We start from the raw sequence: 17,416 nt of genomic DNA, 5'->3' as shown, positions 1-17,416 counted from the left end.
CGTGAACACCACAGCCAAGTACGCCCTCGCCCTCGTGGCGGGTGTCGCCGCCGTCGGCGTCGTGGCGGTCGTCGCGCTGCCCATCGTGAGCCGCAGCGTCACCCTCGACCCGAGTGCCTCGATGCAGCAGGTCGTGCCCACGGTCTTCGATTCGCCCGGACAGACCGGCGACGGCTCCCGCGACGAGTCGCAGACCTGGCACCTCGACCCCGCTTCCACGGTCGGCTACCGCATCTCCTCGGGCGACGACGAGGTGAGCGGCGAGACCTCCGACCTCTCCGGCGTCATCATGATGAACGGCGACCGACTGACCGACGCCGAGTTCATGGTCGATCTCTCGACCCTCGACAGCGACCGCGGTCAGCTGGATGTGGTGCTGCAATCCCTCATCCTGGCCGGCGGCGGGTCCACGGCCTCCTTCGTGCTCACGGAGCCGGTGGACCTCGGCGAGGCGATCGACGCTGCCGACGGCACGGAGCCCGAGCCGCGCACCGTCTCCATCGTCGGGGCCCTGACGGTACGGGGGATCACCAACCCCGTGCGGGCTGAGGTGTCGCTCGCGTTCGACGGCGACTCCGGGGTGCTGACCGGCAGCATCCCGGTCGATCTCGCGTCGTACGGCATCGAGGTTCCCGATCTCGGGGTGCTCGACCTCGATGACACGGCGTACATCGACGTCGACCTCGTGGCCTCGCCCGCCGGCTGATCCGCTAGGCGCGGATGCCGCTGGCCAGCCGCGCGATGACACGCGGCACCGCGTGGGCGATGTCGAGCGCCGCGATCGGCCCCTGGTCGGACGCCCGTTCGGCGGCCCAGGCGTGAACGTAGGCGCCGGTCGCCGCGAGACCGACGAGCCGCTCCGCCGTCGCCGCGTCGTCGAGACCCTGCAGACCGGCCGCGTTGGTGGCGACGATCGCGCCGACGATGCCGCCGAGCACATCGCCCGAGCCGGCCGTCGCCGCCCAGCTCGACGGCGCCTCGACACGCACCGCGACGCGAGCCTCACCGTCGCGCGCCGGCGCGCAGATGTGGGTCACGCGTCCTTTGAGCAGCACGACGTGCCCCGTCGTGTCGGCGGCGACGGCGGCCCAGTGCTCCGGATGCGCCGAGATCGTCGCGCGGTCCACCTCCGTTCCGCGGGCCGTCAGCAGGGTCGCCAGCTCCCCCGCGTGCGGGGTGAGCACGGCCCGGGTGCCGATGCGGTCGCTCAGGTCGAGGGCGCCCGCGTCCACCACGAGCGGAACGCCGTCGTCGAGCGCATGGTCGAGTAGCTGCGCGGCGGCGGAGCCGCGGGTGGACGCGTTCATCCCCGACCCGATCAGCCAGGCCTGGACGCGGCCCGACACCGTCACCACCTCGGGGCGCGCCTGCAGCACGAGCCGGCTCGGTCGGCCAGGGCCGAGGTACCGGACCATCCCGAGCCCCGTCCGCACGGCGGCCTCGACACCGAGAACGGCCGCCCCGGGGAACTCGGCCGAGCCGGTGACCATGCCGAGCACGCCGCGGGAGTACTTGTCGTCGGCCGCCCCGGGCACCACGACGCAGCGTGCCGCGTCGAGTTCGGTCCAGTGCCGCCACGGGGAGCCGGTGGAGTCGTCGGTGGTGTCGTGCGCATCCGTCGTCATGCTGTCCACGATAGGACGCCGGGGCGCCGGTGCACGGGGGGATAATCGAAGAGTCGGCGACGGTCTGCCGAACACCCTCCGTGAAAGGTCGTCCGTGCCCTCCTCTGCGCTCTTCGCCCCCCTCGACATCCGCTCGGTCACCGTCCGCAACCGCATCTGGGTGGCACCGATGTGCCAGTACTCCGCCGACCGACGCGACGGCGTGCCCACCGACTGGCATCTCGTGCACCTCGGCTCCTTCGCGACGGGCGGCGCCGGCCTGGTGTTCACCGAGGCGACCGCGGTGAGTCCCGAGGGGCGGATCGCGCCGCAGGACCTCGGACTCTGGAACGACGATCAGCGCGACGCGTTCGCCCGCATCACCGCGTTCATCCGCTCGCAGGGAGCGATTCCGGGCATCCAGCTCGCCCACGCCGGCCGCAAGGCGTCGACCTTCCGGCCCTGGGAGAGCCGGAAGGGCACGGTTCCCGCCGACGAGGGCGGCTGGCCGACCGTCGGACCGTCGGCACTCGCGTTCGGCGACTACGCCGAGCCGCGCGCCCTCACGGTCGAGGAGATCCATGGCGTGGCCGAGTCGTTCGCAGCGGCCGCTCGACGGGCCGTCGACGCCGGATTCGCCGTGCTCGAGCTGCACGCCGCGCACGGCTACCTTCTGCACCAGTTCCTCTCGCCGCTGTCGAACGTGCGCACCGACGAGTACGGCGGATCCCTGGAGAACCGGGCGCGCCTTCTGCTCGAGACGGTGCGTGCGGTGCGATCGGAGATCGGCGAGGACCTGCCCCTGTTCGTGCGGTTCTCGGCGACCGACTGGACGGAGGGCGGCTGGAACGAGGAGCAGACCGCCGTGGTGGCCGGGTGGGCCCGGGATGCCGGCGCCGACGTGTTCGACGTGTCGAGCGGTGGCAACGTGGCCGGAGCACGCATCCCACTCGGCCCGCTCTACCAGGTGCCCTTCGCCTCGGAGGTGAAGTCGCAGGCCGGCGTGCGCGTCTCCGCGGTCGGCCTGATCACCACCCCCGAGGAGGCCGAGGACGTGGTCGCGAGCGGCCGGGCCGACGCGGTCATGCTCGGCCGCGAACTGCTGCGCGACCCGCACTTCCCCCTGCGGGCCGCGCACGCCCTCGGCGAGGAGATCGACTACTGGCCGCCGCAGTACCTCCGTGCCCAGTGGCGGTGACCGGGTCTACCGCCGGGTGGCGTCCTGCACCTCGCCCACGAGCTCCTCGATGATGTCCTCGAGGAAGAGCACGCCCTTGGTGAGGCCCGACTCGGTGAACGAACGGGCCAGGTGCGCGCCCGTGCGCCGCATCGAGGCGAGCGCATCCTCCAGGTCGGTCTTCTCGAAGATCGACGGCAGCTGACGGATGCGCTTGGCCGGGATGGGATCGTCGAACTCGTCGTCGTCGAGGTCGATCACGTCCTTCAGGTGCACGTACCCGGCCGGCAGCCCTTCGCCGTCGAGCACGACGTAGCGTGAGAAGCCGTACTTCGCCACCGCCCGCTCCACGTCGGCGGGAGTCGCCGAGGCCGGGAGACTGATCAGCGATTCGAGCGGCACCGCGACCTCCGACACGGTCTTCGCGGTGAACTCGAACGCGGCCGAGAGCGTTCCGGTGCGGTCGGAGAGCACGCCCTCCTTCGTCGACTGCGCCACGATGGTCGACACCTCGTCGAGCGTGAAGGCACTGGCCGCCTCGCTCTTGGGTTCCACCCGGAACAACCGCAGCACGCCGTTGGCCGTGGAGTTGAGGGCCACGATGATGAACTTGAAGATGCGCGCGATCCCCACGAGCGGCGGCGCGAGCAGCAGCACGGCCCGGTCGGGCATCGAGAACGACAGGTTCTTCGGCACCATCTCGCCGAACACGACGTGCAGGAACGAGACGAGCACGAGCGTGATGATGAACGCGATCGTGCCGATGACCTCTTCCGGCAGCCCCGTCAGGTGCAGCGGCACCTCCAGGAGGTGGTGGATGGCCGGTTCCGACACGTTCAGGATGAGCAGCGAGCACACGGTGATGCCCAACTGGCTGGTGGCCAGCATGAGCGTGGCGTGCTCCATCGCCCACAGCGCGGTCTTCGCGCTGGACCGACCCTGTTCGGCGAGCGGCTCGATCTGCGAGCGACGCGCGGAGATGACGGCGAACTCCGCCGCGACGAAGAAGGCGTTACCGGCCAGGAGCACGATGAGCCAGACGATTCCGAGCCAATCAGCCACGGGTCGCCTCCTTCCGCTCGTCATCGCGTTCTCGGTCGGCGGGCCGGGTCGACTCGTCGGCGAGTCGGCCGGGTGCGGCCTCTTCGGCGCTCAGCTCCGCGGCATCCGGCGACGGGATGAAGCGCAGCCGGTCGATTCGGCGGCCGTCGAGTCGCTCCACCCGCAGCGCGCCCTCCGGCAGCGAAACCGTGTCGCCCACGACGGGCAATCGGCCGAGCTCGCTCATCACGAAGCCGGCGACCGTCTCGTACGGGCCGTCCTCGGGCACCCGGATGCCGGCCTGATCGGCCAGCTCATCGGGCCGCAGCATGCCGGGGAAGGTGGTCGCGCCGCGCGAGCGCACGACGCCCGCCCGGGTGCGGTCGTGCTCGTCGGCGAGATCGCCCACGAGCTCCTCGACCAGGTCTTCGAGTGTCACGACACCGGCGGTTCCGCCGTACTCGTCGACCACGACGGCCATCTGGTACCCGCGGCCGCGCAGTTCGCCGAGCAGAACGTCGAGCATCATGGTCTCCGGAACCCGCACGGTGTCCGTGAGGATCGCCGCGACCGGCACCTCCGCGCGGCGTTCGCGCGGGATGGCCACGGCCTGCTTCACGTGCACCAGCCCCACCACGTCGTCGATGTCCTCGTCGATGACCGGGAAGCGGGAATGCCCGGTCGAGCGGGCGAGGTCCAGCACGGCCACGGCGGAGTCGCTGCGCTTGACGCTCGCGATCCGGGGTCGCGGGGTCATCGCATCCGCCGCCGTGTGCGAGGAGAACAGCAGTGTGCGGTTCAGCAGCGTCGCCGTGTCTTCGTCGAGGCTGCCCTGGAGGGCCGAGCGGCGCACCAGCGAGGAGAGCTCCTCGGCCGTACGGGCACCGGACAGCTCTTCCTTCGGCTCGATCCCGACCAGGCGCAGAAGCGCATTGGCCGTGTTGTTCAGCAACGCGACCGCGGGCTTGAACACCATCGTGAACGCCAGCTGGAAGGGCACGACGACGCGGGCCGTCTTCAGCGGCAGGGCGAGGGCGAAGTTCTTGGGCACCAGTTCGCCGACGATCATCGACAGCAGCGTGGCGATGACGATGCCGATGGTGGCGCTGATCGGCGGCACCACCGACTCGGGGATGCCGATGGCCATCAGCGGATCGCGCAGCAGGCTCGAGATCGCCGGTTCCATGGTGTAACCGGTGAGCAGGGTGGTCAGCGTGATGCCGAGCTGTGCACTGGAGAGGTGCGTCGAGGTGTGCTTCAGTGCCGTGATGGCAGGCTGCAGCCCCTTCTCGCCGCGTTCGGTGCGCGCCTCGAGATCGGAGCGGTCGAGGTTGACCAGCGAGAACTCGGAGGCGACGAAGAAGCCGGTGCCGATGGTCAGCAGGATGCCGACTCCCAGCATGATCAACTCAAAGGCCACGGGGGCCCCCGGTCGCGCATCGGCCGGCGCAGAGGAGTCGATCGCATTCGATCATGATCGGTGACGGATGATGATGGGCAGAGGGAGGGTCGTCCATTGTCCGTGCGATTATACAGGGCGGAGCAGAGCGCTCACCAGCTGACCGGCAGCGCTTTCCCCTCTTCGTAGCCCGCGGCCGACTGGATGCCCACCCGCGCCCGGTCGTGGAACTCGGCCAGCGTCGAGGCCCCGGCGTAGGTGAAGGAGCTGCGCACCCCGGAGGTGATCATGTCGAGCAGGTCCTCGATGGAGGGCCGCAGCGGATCGAGGTAGATGCGGCTCGAGGAGATGCCCTCGGCGAACAACGTCTTGCGGGCGAGCTCGTAGGCGTCCAGGCGGCCGAACCGCTCCTGCACGGCCTTGGTCGACGCCATCCCCCAACTCTCCTTGTAGAGACGGCCCTCGGCGTCGCGGTCGAGGGTTCCGGGCGCTTCGAGGGTGCCGGCGAACCAGGATCCGATCATCACCGACGAGGCTCCGGCCGCGAGGGCGAGCGCCACGTCGCGCGGATACCGCACTCCCCCGTCGGCCCAGACGTGCGCGCCGAGTTCGCGCGCCGCGGCTGCCGTCTCGAGCACGGCCGAGAACTGAGGGCGGCCGACCGCGGTCATCATGCGCGTCGTGCACATGGCCCCCGGTCCGACGCCGACCTTCAGGATGTCGGCTCCCGCGTCGACGAGGTCGGCCACGGCCCGCGCCGTCACCACGTTGCCGGCGGCGATCGGGACGCCGATCTTCGCCTGCTTCAGCGCGTGGAGGGCCTGCAACATCCCCTCCTGGTGCCCGTGCGCCGTGTCGACCACGAGCACGTCCACCCCGGCGGCCACGAGGGCACGCGCCTTCGTGACGACGTCGCCGTTGATGCCGACCGCCGCGGCGACCCGCAGCCGCCCGTGCGCATCCACCGCCGGCTGGTAGATCGTGGAACGCAAGGCGCTGGTGCGGCTCAGGGTGCCCACCACCGCGCCGTGCCGCATCACCGGGGCGAAGTCGATGTCCGCGGCCACCATGGCGTCGAAGGCCTCGCGGGGACCGGCCACGTCGTCGGCCGAGAGGGAGGTGAGTGCGCCGTGCACCAGGTCGCCGAGTTGCGCGTCCGGCAAGGCCGTGGCCAGGCGCGCCGCGGGGATGCAGCCCACGAAGGTGCCGTCGTCGTCGTGCAGCACGAGGCCGTGACCGGCCACCGCCGCCACCGACTTGAGCGCCACCTCGACCGTGTCGTGAGGACGGAAGTCGAAGGGCGTGTCGAAGTCGACGGGCTGGTCCTTCACCCAACGGATGGCGGCATCCAGGTCTTGCAGGTGCATGTCCTGCGGCAGCACGCCGAGACCGCCGCGGCGAGCCAGGGTGGCGGCGAGCCGCGGCCCGGTGACCGAGTTCATGTTCGCCGAGACGATGGGGATCGACGCCCCCCGTGCCGTCGCTCGGGGCCAGTGACACGTCGAGCCTGCTGGTCACGGCGGACCGCGACGGGATGAGGAAGACGTCGGAATATGTCAGGTCGGTGCGACCGGCCTCGCCAGAGAACTCCATGCGCCAACGCTAACCCCGACGAGTGATGAGCAGAGCACGCGCCGGAAAGGATTAGGCTTGAGGATGCACGTGTCCACGCGTGAACAAGCAGCGCAGCAGACACCGGCACGTGCCCAGTACGAGGCAAACGGAGAGTGGGCGATCGGCTTTGGCTAGCCAATTGACGGGTACGAGCACCGATGACGGAACATCGGCGGAATTCGGGGCGAACGAGTGGCTCGTCGACGAGCTGTATGAACAGTACGTCGCCGACAAGAACTCGGTCGACAAGTCGTGGTGGCCGGTGCTGGAGAGCTACCGCTCCCACGTCTCCGGCGGCAGCGGGGCTCCGGCCGAGGGCGTGACGCCGCCCGCGGCATCCGCTCCCACAGAAGCCGCTCCCGCGGCACCTGCTTCCACCGCTCCCGCTGCCGCGGCGGCGACGGCGCCCACCGAGGGCACCGAGTCGCAGCAGATCGCCGACGCCTCCGGCGCGGAGTCCCGCCCGGTGACGCAGCCGATCGCGCGCACCACGAGCATCGAGGCGAAGCCCCAGCCCATCCCCGCCGAGGCGCCGAGCGCCCGGCCGGTGACCCCGGAGGAAGCGGCGAAGGATGCCGCCGAGGACGCCGAGAAGGACACCGTCACCCCGCTCCGCGGCATGTCGAAGTCGCTGGCCACCAACATGGACGCCAGTCTCACGGTGCCCACCGCGACCAGCGTGCGCTCCATCCCGGCGAAGCTCCTCATCGACAACCGCATCGTCATCAACAACCACCTGCGCCGCTCGCGCGGCGGCAAGGTCTCGTTCACCCACCTCATAGGGTGGGCCCTCGTTCAAGCGCTCAAGGAGTTCCCGAGCCAGAACGTCTACTACGAAGAGGTCGACGGCAAGCCCTCGGTCGTCGCCCCCGCCCACATCGGTCTCGGCATCGCGATCGACCTGCCGAAGCCCGACGGCTCGCGCGCCCTCCTGGTGCCCGGCATCAAGCGCGCCGACACCATGGGCTTCAACGAGTTCCTCGCGGCCTACGAAGACCTCGTGCAGCGGGCCCGGGCCAACAAGCTCACCGCCACCGACTTCCAGGGCACCACGATCTCCCTCACCAACCCCGGCGGCATCGGCACCGTGCACTCGGTGCCGCGCCTCATGAAGGGCCAGGGCGCGATCATCGGCGCCGGCGCCCTCGAGTACCCCGCGGAGTTCCAGGGCGCCTCGCCGAAGGTGCTGAGCGACCTCGGCATCGGCAAGGTCATCACCCTCACCTCCACCTACGACCACCGCGTCATCCAGGGCGCAGGCTCGGGCGAGTTCCTCAAGAAGGTGCACGAGCTGCTGCTCGGGCAGCGCAACTTCTACGAGAACATCTTCGCCGAGCTGCGCATCCCCTACGAGCCGATCCACTGGGCCGCCGACATCAGCGTCGACGAGGCCAGCGCCATCGACAAGACGGCGCGCGTGCAGGAGCTCATCAACGCCTTCCGGGTGCGCGGGCACCTGATGGCCGACATCGACCCGCTCGAGTACCGCCAGCGCTCGCACCCCGACCTCGACATCGCCACGCACGGTCTGACGTTCTGGGATCTCGACCGCGAGTTCGTGACGGGCGAGTTCGGTCTCGCCCGCCAGGCCTACCTGCGCGACATCCTGGGCGTGCTGCGTGACTCCTACTGCCGCAAGATCGGCATCGAGTACATGCACATCCAGGATCCCGCGCAGCGCCGCTGGATCCAGGAGAAGGTGGAGCGTCCCTACGCGAAGCCCGGCCACGACGAGCAGATGCGCATCCTGGAGAAGCTCAACGAGGCCGAGGCCTTCGAGACCTTCCTGCAGACCAAGTACGTCGGCCAGAAGCGCTTCTCGCTCGAGGGCGGCGAGTCGACCATCGCGTTGCTGGACCGCATCATCCAGGGTGCCGCCGAGGAGGGCCTCGACGAGGTCGCGATCGGGATGGCGCACCGTGGTCGCCTGAACGTGCTCACGAACATCGCCGGCAAGACCTACGGGCAGATCTTCCGCGAGTTCGAGGGCACGCAGGACCCGCGCACCGTCCAGGGCTCCGGCGACGTGAAGTACCACCTTGGCACCGAAGGCACCTTCACCGCCTCCGACGGCACCGAGATCCCGGTGTACCTCGCCGCGAACCCCTCGCACCTCGAGGCCGCCGACGGCGTGCTCGAGGGCATCACCCGCGCGAAGCAGGACCGCAAGCCCATCGGCACCTTCTCGACCCTGCCGATCCTCATCCACGGCGACGCCGCCCTGGCAGGCCAGGGCGTCGTGGTGGAGACCCTGCAGATGTCGCAGCTGCGCGGCTACCGCACGGGCGGCACCATCCACGTGAACATCAACAACCAGGTGGGCTTCACGACTCCCCCGTCGGAGTCGCGCTCCTCGGTGTACTCCACCGATGTGGCGAAGACCATCCAGGCGCCGATCTTCCACGTGAACGGCGACGACCCGGAGTCCGTGGTGCGCGTGGCGCAGCTCGCCTTCGAGTACCGCCAGCAGTTCCACCGCGACGTGTTCATCGATCTCATCTGCTACCGTCGCCGCGGTCACAACGAGGGCGACGACCCCTCGATGACCCAGCCGCTGATGTACAACCTCATCGAGGCCAAGCGCAGCGTGCGCAAGCTCTACACCGAGGCACTCCTCGGCCGTGGAGACATCACCGAGGAGGAGTACGAGGGCGTCCACCGCGACTTCCAGGACCGCCTCGAACGCGCCTTCGCCGAGACGCACGCCGCCCAGACCTCCTCGATCCCGGTCATCACGGAGGACACCAACGCGGTCTCCGACCTGGAGCGGCCCGAGGCGCAGCGCGACGACAGCTCGAAGACGCCGTTCGCCACCGCGGTCGCCGAGTCGACCATCCACCTCGTGGGCGATGCCTTCGACAACCCGCCGGCCGGCTTCAGCGTGCACCCGAAGCTGCAGCAGCTCCTCGCGAAGCGGCTGGAGATGAGCCGCTCGGGCAACATCGACTGGGCCTTCGGCGAGCTGCTGGCCCTCGGGTCGTTGCTGGTCGAGGGCACCCCGGTGCGCCTGGCCGGTCAGGATGCGCGCCGCGGCACCTTCGTGCAGCGTCACGCCGTGCTGCACGACCGTGAGAACGGCCAGGAGTGGCTGCCGCTGGCGAACCTCGCCGACAACCAGGCGCGGTTCTGGATCTACGACTCGCTGCTCAGCGAGTACGCGGCGATGGGCTTCGAATACGGCTACTCCGTGGAGCGTCCGGATGCCCTGGTGCTCTGGGAGGCGCAGTTCGGCGACTTCGCGAACGGCGCCCAGATCATCATCGACGAGTTCATCTCCTCGGCCGAGCAGAAGTGGGGCCAGCGGTCCTCCCTCGTGCTGCTGCTGCCACACGGCTACGAGGGTCAGGGCCCCGACCACTCCTCGGCCCGCATCGAGCGGTACCTGCAGATGTGCGCCGAGGACAACATGACGGTCGCCCGTCCGTCGACGCCGGCATCCTATTTCCACCTGCTGCGCCGCCAGGCCTACGCCCGCCCGCGCAAACCCCTCATCGTCTTCACTCCGAAGGCGATGCTGCGGCTGCGTGGTGCGACCAGCTCGGTCGAGGACCTCACGGCCGGCCGCTTCGAGCCCGTGATCGACGATGCGCGCATCACCGACAAGAACGCGGTCACGAAGGTGCTGCTGCACTCGGGCAAGGTCTACTACGACCTCGCCAGCGAGCTGCAGAAGAACCCGAATGACGCGATCGCGCTGGTGCGGGTGGAGCAGTTCTATCCGCTGCCGCTCGAGGAGATCAACGCCGTCATCGCCCAGTACCCGAACGCCGAGCTGGTGTGGGTGCAGGACGAGCCGCAGAACCAGGGCGCCTGGCCCTTCATCTGCACGGAGCTCGCCCGTCGCCTCGAAGGCCGCACGATCTCGGTCGTGTCCCGCCCTGCGGCGGCATCCCCCGCGGCCGGCTCCGCCAAGCGCCACGCGGTCGAGCAGGCGCAGCTGATCGCACGCGCCCTGAGCTGACCCACCCGTATTCAGAAAAACCTCCCGTTCTCAGGACTGAAGTTCCTGAGAACGGGAGGTTTCTCGCTTGTGCCCTGACGACGGTACGTCGAAGGACGACCGAGAGGTGCCGCAGTACGCGGGGCTACAAAACCTGAAGGGTGCGGAGACGCGCGATGAGCTCGCTCTTGAGCTCCTCGGGAGCCGTCTCCTTGCAGGCACGCTGCACCGTCTGGGTGAGCACGATGCCGATGTGGAGTTCGCTCTGGCAGCCCTCGCAGGTCTCCAGGTGCGCGCGGATCTCCGAGGCATCCGTTCGGCAGATCTCGTTGCGCAGATACTCTTCGAGTTCCGCTCGTGCCTTGTCGCAGCCGCAGTCAGTCATTTCTTGCTCCCTTTGACGGTCGCGGTGGCCAAGCCGCGTTCCTTCGCGTAATCGGTCAACAGACCCCGCAGGAGTCGCCGGCCACGATGCAGGCGACTCATGACCGTTCCCACTGGGGTCTTCATGATGTCGGCAATCTCCTGGTAGGAGAAGCCTTCGACGTCGGCCAGGTAGACGGCCAGACGGAAGTCTTCGGGGATCGACTGCAACGCCTCTTTGACGTCGCTGTCGGGCAGGTGATCGATCGCCTCGGCCTCGGCCGAACGGCTGGAGAGGCTCGCCGTGGCCGACTCCGCGGTGCCGAGCTGCCAATCCTCCATGTCGCTCGTCGAACCCTGGTAGGGATCGCGCTGCTTCTTGCGGTAGGTGTTGATGAACGTGTTCGTGAGGATGCGGTAGAGCCAGGCCTTCAGATTGGTGCCCTGCTCGAATTGCGCGAACGCTGCGAAGGCCTTCACGAAGGTCTCCTGCACGAGGTCCTGAGCGTCACTGGGGTTGCGGGTCATGCGGAGCGCCGCGCCGTACAGCTGATCGAGGAACGGTATTGCCTGCTCTTCGAAGAGGGCGCGCGGGTCGGGAGTGGGTGTGCTCATCACGCCCAAGTCTACGACCGGGGTCACCGGATCGACCCCGAACGAGACCTCGACGGGATTCGTGAGCACTGCAGTCGCCACCACGCGCATGACCTCCAGGAGTTTTCTCTGCCGACTACTCTGATAACCGATGCCTGTTTCGAGATATTCCAAGCCGGAGTTCAACCCCTACGGCGACGACGCGCCCCAGACCACCGAGGAGCACTGGGCCGCGCCGCGCGCCACCGTGCCCGTCGAGGCTGTCGTCTCGCTCCCCGGATCGAAGTCGCTCACCAACCGCGAGCTCGTGCTCTCGGCCCTCGCCGACTCCCCCTCGCTCCTGCGCGCCCCGCTGCACTCCCGCGACAGCGATCTGATGGTCGAAGCGCTGCGTTCCCTCGGCACCACCATCACTCGGGTCGACGGAGCGGGCCGGTTCGGCCCCGATCTCGCGATCACCCCGGCCGAAGAACTGCTCGGCAGCACCACGATCGACACCGGCCTCGCCGGCACCGTCATGCGGTTCCTTCCCCCGGTCGCCGCGCTGGCGCTCGGCCCGACCACGTTCGACGGCGACGAGGGCGCCCGCCGCCGGCCGATGGCCACCACCATCACCTCGCTGCGCGCCTTGGGCGTCGACATCGGGGACGACGGACGCGCCGCGCTCCCCTTCACCGTGCACGGCACAGGGCGGGTCGCAGGCGGCGCGCTCACCATCGATGCCTCCGCGTCGAGCCAGTTCGTCAGCGGTCAGCTCCTCGCGGCCGCCCGCTTCGACGAGGGTCTCGCGCTGCAGCACTCCGGATCACGGCTGCCGAGCCAGCCTCACATCGAGATGACGATCGCCGCCCTGCGCGCCCGCGGCGTCGAGGTCACCGTGGGCGCCGACGGCGACAGCTGGACGGTGCGGCCCGGCAGCATCGCGGGCGCCGAGGTCGCGATCGAGCCCGACCTCTCGAACGCCGCTCCGTTCCTGGCGGCCGCCGTCGTCACCGGCGGGCGGGTGACCATTATCGGGTGGCCGGAAGAGACGACCCAGGTCGGAGCCGATCTCGCCGACATCCTTCCCCTCTTCGGCGCAACGGTGGAACGGGACGGCGATCGGCTCACCGTCATCGGGGGCGACTCCGTCCAGGGCGTCACGCTCGACCTCAGTACGGGCGGCGAACTCGCTCCCACGGTCGTGGCCATCGCCGCGCTGGCCGACGGGCCGAGCGAGATCACCGGGATCGGGCACATCCGTCACCACGAGACCGATCGACTGGCCGCCTTGGCCACCGAGATCAACCAGCTCGGCGGAGAGGTCACCGAACTGCCCGACGGGCTCGCCATCACTCCGCGCCCCCTGCACGGCGGTGTCTGGTCGAGCTACGCCGACCACCGGATGGCCACCGCCGGCGCGGTGATCGGCCTCGTCACCGAGGGAGTGCTCGTCCACGACATCGGCACCACGTCCAAGACCATGCCCGAGTTCCCGCAACTCTGGCGTGCCATGCTCACGGGTGGCGTATGAGCTGGTGGGCCGACGACGACGAGGATGACGACGACGAGTTCGACGAGTCGTCCATCCGCGTCCGCCCGAATCCCAAGGGCAACCGCCCTCGCACGAAGACGCGCCCGGAGCACAAGGACGCCGTAGCCGGGCGCATCATGACCGTCGACCGAGGCCGCTTCTCGGTGCTGATCGACCAGGACACCCCGGAGGAGAGGGAGATCACCGCCTCTCGGGCGCGCGAACTCGGTCGCACTCCGATCGTCACCGGCGACTGGGTCGATCTGGTGGGAGACACCTCCGGCGAGGAGGGCACGCTGTCGCGCGTCGTGCGCGTGCACGAGCGGAGCACCCTGCTGCGCCGCAGTGCCGACGACTCGGATGCCGTCGAGCGCGTGATCGTGGCGAACGCCGACCAGATGCTCATCGTGGTCGCGGCGGCGAACCCCGAACCGCGGGCCCGGCTGATCGACCGCTACCTCGTGGCGGCCTTCGATGCGGGGATCACGCCGATCCTCTGCGTCACGAAGACCGACCTCGCCGACCCGGCGCCGTTGCTGGCCCAATTCGACGCCCTGGATCTCCGGATCGTGACGCTGTCGCAGGATGCCGTGCCGGTGGAGGAGCTGACCGACCTGCTGGTCGGCCACACCACCGTGACGGTCGGCCACTCCGGTGTCGGCAAGTCGACGCTCGTGAACGTGCTCGTGCCGAGCGCCGCGCGCGCCACCGGTGTCGTCAACACGGTCACCGGGCGCGGGCGCCACACCTCGTCGTCGACGATCTGCCTCCGGTTGCGCGCCCCTGATGGCCGCACCGGCTGGATCATCGACACCCCGGGCGTCCGTTCCTTCGGGCTCGGACACGTCGATCCCGCGAACATCCTCAAATCGTTCGCCGCCACGGCGCGCGTGCCCGAGGGCGAGCCCCCGGGCGGCATCCCGCTCACCGAGGCGCACGACTGGGAGATCATCGACCGCGTCGAGGCAGGCGAGCTCGGCGAGAGCGGCAAGGCCCGCATCGAGTCGCTGCAGAAGCTCATCGAGCACACCGCCTGAGCAGGAAAGGCCCGGCTGCGACGACCCCGCCCGCTAGCCTGGACGGGTGAACGCTCCCGCCGCCTCCCCCGCCTCCGCGTCTCCCGACGACCTCGCCCTCGCCCTCCGCCTCGCCGATCTGGCCGACGCGATCTCGCGCGACCGTTTCCGTGCCACCGACCTGAACGTCGTCACCAAACCCGACCGTACCCCGGTCACGGATGCGGATCGCGCCGTGGAGCAGGCCATCCGCGCCGAGCTGGCGGCCGCGCGGCCCGATGACTCCATCTTCGGGGAGGAGTTCGGTACCGCCGGGGAGTCGCCGCGCCAGTGGATCCTCGACCCGATCGACGGCACCGCGAACTTCATGCGAGGTGTGCCCGTGTGGGCGACCCTCATCGCCCTCGCCGTCGACGGGGTGCCCGTCGTGGGCGTCGTCAGCTCCCCCGCGCTCGGCCGGCGCTGGTGGGGCGCCGCCGGGCTCGGCGCCTTCACGACGGATGCGCTCGACGACCGCACCGGGGCGCCTCGACCCATCCGTGTCTCGGGTATCGCGCAGCTGGCCGACGCGTCGCTCAGCTACAACAGTTTCAAGGGCTGGGACGAGGAAGGTCGGCTCGACCAGCTCACCGCGCTCGCCCGGGCGGTCTGGCGCACCCGGGCCTACGGCGAGATGTGGTCGTACATGCTGGTGGCGGAGGGGCAGCTCGAGATCGCGACCGAGTTCGACCTGAAGCCGTACGACATGGCGGCTCTGGTTCCGATCGTGCAGGAGGCCGGAGGGCGTTTCAGCTCTGCCGACGGCGAGGACGGACCGTGGGGCGGGAGCGCCCTGGCGACGAATGGTCTTCTCCACGACGACGTGCTCGAGATCGTGTCCGGTCGACGACCGTCGAATTGACCCTCCCGTCGAATGACCCCCATAATGGTCACTCGGGGGCGTTCACAGGCTCCTCACAGGCGAATCAGATCCTCAGCTACGGAGACCTCATGACGACTTCTTCCCGCCCGTTCCGCATGTCCACTAAGGCGACGCTCACCGTCGCGGCCGTTCTCGCCTTCGGCCTCAGCCTCTCGGGTTGCACCGCTCTCTTTCCGAGCTCGGCGCCGCCGGCGACCGACTCGCAGACGGGCGAGGAGATCGAGCAGACCGACACCGATGTCTTCACCCTCTCCGTCGGCCAGTGCCTGAACGACACCGACGGCACCGAGGTCACCGAGGTGCCGATCGTCGACTGCGCCGACGAACACGACTTCGAGGTCTACGGCGAGTTCGAGCTGGCGGGCGACGAGTACCCGGGCGACGACGCGATCGACGAGCAGGCCGACGCCCAGTGTCTCGACCTGTTCCAGCCTTTCGTAGGCATCTCCTACGACGACTCCGTCTACGGCTACACCTACTTCACTCCCACCGAGGGCTCGTGGACCGACGGTGACGACCGCCTGGTCTCCTGCCTCATCGGCATGCCTAACGAGAAGGTCACGGGCACCCTCCAGGGAGTTGCCAAGTAGCCCACTGGCCGCTGCCGATGCCAATGCCGGCGTCGGTGCCGTGCCTGCATGACGCTTAGAACGTGGCCGCGAAACTGCCCATCACGTGTTCGATGGCGGGGAGATCAGCGTCACTCGCGATGGCGACCGTGACCACGAGCACGAAGCTCTGGTCTTCGGGGTAGGCCACCACGATCACGTAGTCGCTCTGCCCGCCGCATTGCGAGAAGTACTGGTACTGCCCCTCGTACACCCCGTCGGAGTAGGCGTCCGCACCGGTCGGGGTGCACTGGGCAGTGAGACCCGCGTACGAATCGAAGATGGCCTGCGGCGTGAGGTCGTCGGCCATCTCGGCGGCCGACACCGTGACGCCGGAGGTGCCCCACGACTCCGAGAACTGCTGCAGATTCGTGCTCGCCCGCACGTCGATGAACTGGTGGCCGCCGATGCCCTCGAACGCGGCGCCGTCGACGTCGGTCCAATCGGCGGGCACCTCGACGCTCAGCACACCCGAGTCGTCGTTCACCGTGACGTATTCCCGGTCGTCGGAACCGCTGCCGGTCGGTGCCCCGATACCGGGCACCGTCACCGCCTCGAGCTCCTTGCCATTGAACTGGCCGCGGTACAGCGCGTCTTCCGACGGCCGGTAGACGTCGACGTCGATCGTCGCGTCGACGCCTTGCGTCTTGATGACGTCGCAGTACTGCTCCAAGGAGGCTTCGGTGGCGAGGGTCGTTCCCGCCATCCGCAGGAGCACGTCGCCGGGCAGGATGCCCGCCTTGTCCGCGGGTGAGCCGGCCGTGACCGAACTCACCCAGACTCCGACGGGATTCCCGTCGTCGTCGAGCGGTAGGGCCTGCGCGTTCACGCCGAGGCTCAGCACGTCTTCTCCGGCTTCCAGCTTGTCGATGACCTTCTGCGCCTCATCGCGGTGGATGGCGAAGTTCGAGTCGAGTTCGGCGACGCTCGCGTAGTTCACCCCGACCACCTGCCCGGAGGCGTTCACCAGCGGACCTCCGGAATTGCCCGGCCGGATCTTCGCGTCGTGCTCGATGATGTGATCGATCGAGGCCCAGGCGGTCTGCCCGGACGTGTCGTTCTTCGACACGATGCCCTTGGTGAGGGTGAAGTCCGGGTCTCCGAGCGGGAAGCCGGCGGCGTAGACCTCCTCACCGGTGGTGATGTCGCCCTTCTGCCACCCGAGGAAGGGGAAGCTGGATCCGTCGACCTTGATGACGGCGAGGTCGAGGCATTCCGACGACCCGAGGATCTCGGCGCTGTACTCCTCGTCGCCGCCTCCGACGTGCACCTTCGTGGTGCCGGCGCCGGCCACGACGTGGTTGTTCGTGAGCGCCAGCCCGTCGGCCGAGATGAAGAATCCCGACCCGAGCCCCGCCTCCTCCGAAGTCTGCCCGTCATCCGGGTTCGCGAACGTTCCCTCCGACTCGATCTGGATGGTGGCGGACTGCACCCCGTCGAACCCGACGGCGCCACCCGCTCCCCCGTCGCCGCCCCCGGCGCAACCGGCGAGCGTGCCCGTGGCGAGCAGCACGGAAGCGGCGATGGCCGCGCGGATCGGAACGGATCGGCTCATGGTCTCTCTTTCGACAGGGCGATACTGAGCCTCGCTCAGCTATCGTCCATCTTACAGAGAAACGAGTATT

Annotated in this window: 13 protein-coding genes and 1 pseudogene; 7 read left to right on the top strand and 7 right to left on the bottom strand. The window is 69.2% G+C overall.

The annotated features are described in order from the left end of the window. The first annotated feature begins 1 nt into the window (after position 1). The gene (locus tag ACFJGU_RS17820) at positions 2–706 is read left to right on the top strand and encodes a YceI family protein (RefSeq protein WP_382305229.1); all 705 of its coding nucleotides are present in this window, start codon (positions 2–4) and stop codon (positions 704–706) included. A gap of 4 nt (positions 707–710) precedes the next feature. On the opposite strand, the gene ACFJGU_RS17815 is transcribed toward ACFJGU_RS17820, so the two are convergent. Next, complete coding sequence (locus ACFJGU_RS17815) at positions 711–1,625, bottom strand: NAD(P)H-hydrate dehydratase (protein WP_382305227.1); 915 nt, start codon at positions 1,623–1,625, stop codon at positions 711–713. 94 nt (positions 1,626–1,719) lie between these two features. Here ACFJGU_RS17815 and ACFJGU_RS17810 point away from each other — a divergent pair, with 94 nt between their 5' ends. Further along, on the top strand, positions 1,720–2,802 hold the full coding sequence (locus ACFJGU_RS17810; RefSeq protein WP_382305225.1) for an NADH:flavin oxidoreductase/NADH oxidase: 1,083 nt from the start codon (positions 1,720–1,722) through the stop codon (positions 2,800–2,802). Between the two features lie 6 nt (positions 2,803–2,808). Here the strand turns inward: ACFJGU_RS17810 and ACFJGU_RS17805 are convergent, their stop codons facing one another. From ACFJGU_RS17805 to ACFJGU_RS17795, 3 genes and pseudogenes are all read right to left on the bottom strand, one after another. Continuing rightward, positions 2,809–3,843 (bottom strand): hemolysin family protein, encoded by a 1,035-nt coding sequence (locus tag ACFJGU_RS17805; RefSeq protein WP_382305224.1) that lies wholly within the window; start codon positions 3,841–3,843, stop codon positions 2,809–2,811. Continuing rightward, the gene (locus ACFJGU_RS17800) at positions 3,836–5,224 is read right to left on the bottom strand and encodes a hemolysin family protein (RefSeq protein ID WP_382310428.1); all 1,389 of its coding nucleotides are present in this window, start codon (positions 5,222–5,224) and stop codon (positions 3,836–3,838) included. Before ACFJGU_RS17800 ends, ACFJGU_RS17805 begins: the two co-directional genes overlap by 8 nt. Positions 5,225–5,373: 149 nt before the next feature. Continuing rightward, positions 5,374–6,814 (bottom strand): annotated as a pseudogene (locus tag ACFJGU_RS17795) (GuaB1 family IMP dehydrogenase-related protein). A gap of 148 nt (positions 6,815–6,962) precedes the next feature. Here ACFJGU_RS17795 and ACFJGU_RS17790 point away from each other — a divergent pair. Continuing rightward, entirely contained in the window at positions 6,963–10,796 is a 3,834-nt protein-coding gene (locus ACFJGU_RS17790; RefSeq protein ID WP_382305221.1) for a multifunctional oxoglutarate decarboxylase/oxoglutarate dehydrogenase thiamine pyrophosphate-binding subunit/dihydrolipoyllysine-residue succinyltransferase subunit, read from the top strand. Positions 10,797–10,920: 124 nt separating this feature from the next. Here ACFJGU_RS17790 and ACFJGU_RS17785 read toward each other — a convergent pair whose 3' ends face one another. Both ACFJGU_RS17785 and ACFJGU_RS17780 read right to left on the bottom strand, forming a co-directional pair. Next, positions 10,921–11,160 (bottom strand): zf-HC2 domain-containing protein, encoded by a 240-nt coding sequence (locus ACFJGU_RS17785; RefSeq protein ID WP_382305219.1) that lies wholly within the window; start codon positions 11,158–11,160, stop codon positions 10,921–10,923. Further along, positions 11,157–11,753, bottom strand: coding sequence for a sigma-70 family RNA polymerase sigma factor (locus ACFJGU_RS17780; protein WP_382310426.1), 597 nt, complete (start codon positions 11,751–11,753; stop codon positions 11,157–11,159). Before ACFJGU_RS17780 ends, ACFJGU_RS17785 begins: the two co-directional genes overlap by 4 nt. A gap of 130 nt (positions 11,754–11,883) precedes the next feature. On the opposite strand from ACFJGU_RS17780, the gene aroA reads away from it, so the two are divergent. The 4 genes from aroA (at position 11,884) to ACFJGU_RS17760 (ending at position 15,773) form a co-directional block, all read left to right on the top strand. After that, positions 11,884–13,245 (top strand): 3-phosphoshikimate 1-carboxyvinyltransferase, encoded by a 1,362-nt coding sequence (aroA, locus tag ACFJGU_RS17775; RefSeq protein WP_382305218.1) that lies wholly within the window; start codon positions 11,884–11,886, stop codon positions 13,243–13,245. Beyond that, complete coding sequence (gene rsgA / locus ACFJGU_RS17770; protein ID WP_382305216.1) at positions 13,242–14,282, top strand: ribosome small subunit-dependent GTPase A; 1,041 nt, start codon at positions 13,242–13,244, stop codon at positions 14,280–14,282. Before aroA ends, rsgA begins: the two co-directional genes overlap by 4 nt. A 46-nt stretch (positions 14,283–14,328) precedes the next feature. Beyond that, positions 14,329–15,162, top strand: a complete 834-nt coding sequence (hisN, locus tag ACFJGU_RS17765) for a histidinol-phosphatase (RefSeq protein ID WP_382305213.1) — start codon at positions 14,329–14,331, stop codon at positions 15,160–15,162. Between the two features lie 89 nt (positions 15,163–15,251). Continuing rightward, positions 15,252–15,773 (top strand): septum formation family protein, encoded by a 522-nt coding sequence (locus ACFJGU_RS17760; RefSeq protein WP_382305211.1) that lies wholly within the window; start codon positions 15,252–15,254, stop codon positions 15,771–15,773. A gap of 55 nt (positions 15,774–15,828) precedes the next feature. Here the strand turns inward: ACFJGU_RS17760 and ACFJGU_RS17755 are convergent, their stop codons facing one another. Beyond that, a complete protein-coding gene (locus ACFJGU_RS17755) occupies positions 15,829–17,346 on the bottom strand; it encodes a S1C family serine protease (protein WP_382305209.1) in 1,518 nt (505 codons plus the stop codon). Positions 17,347–17,416: the final 70 nt, after the last annotated feature.

This window comes from Herbiconiux sp. UC225_62, assembly GCF_042694625.1.
Classification (GTDB): Bacteria; Actinomycetota; Actinomycetes; order Actinomycetales; family Microbacteriaceae; genus Herbiconiux.
Note: the sequence above shows the minus strand (reverse complement) of the source record. Positions and strands in the feature narration are given on the sequence as shown.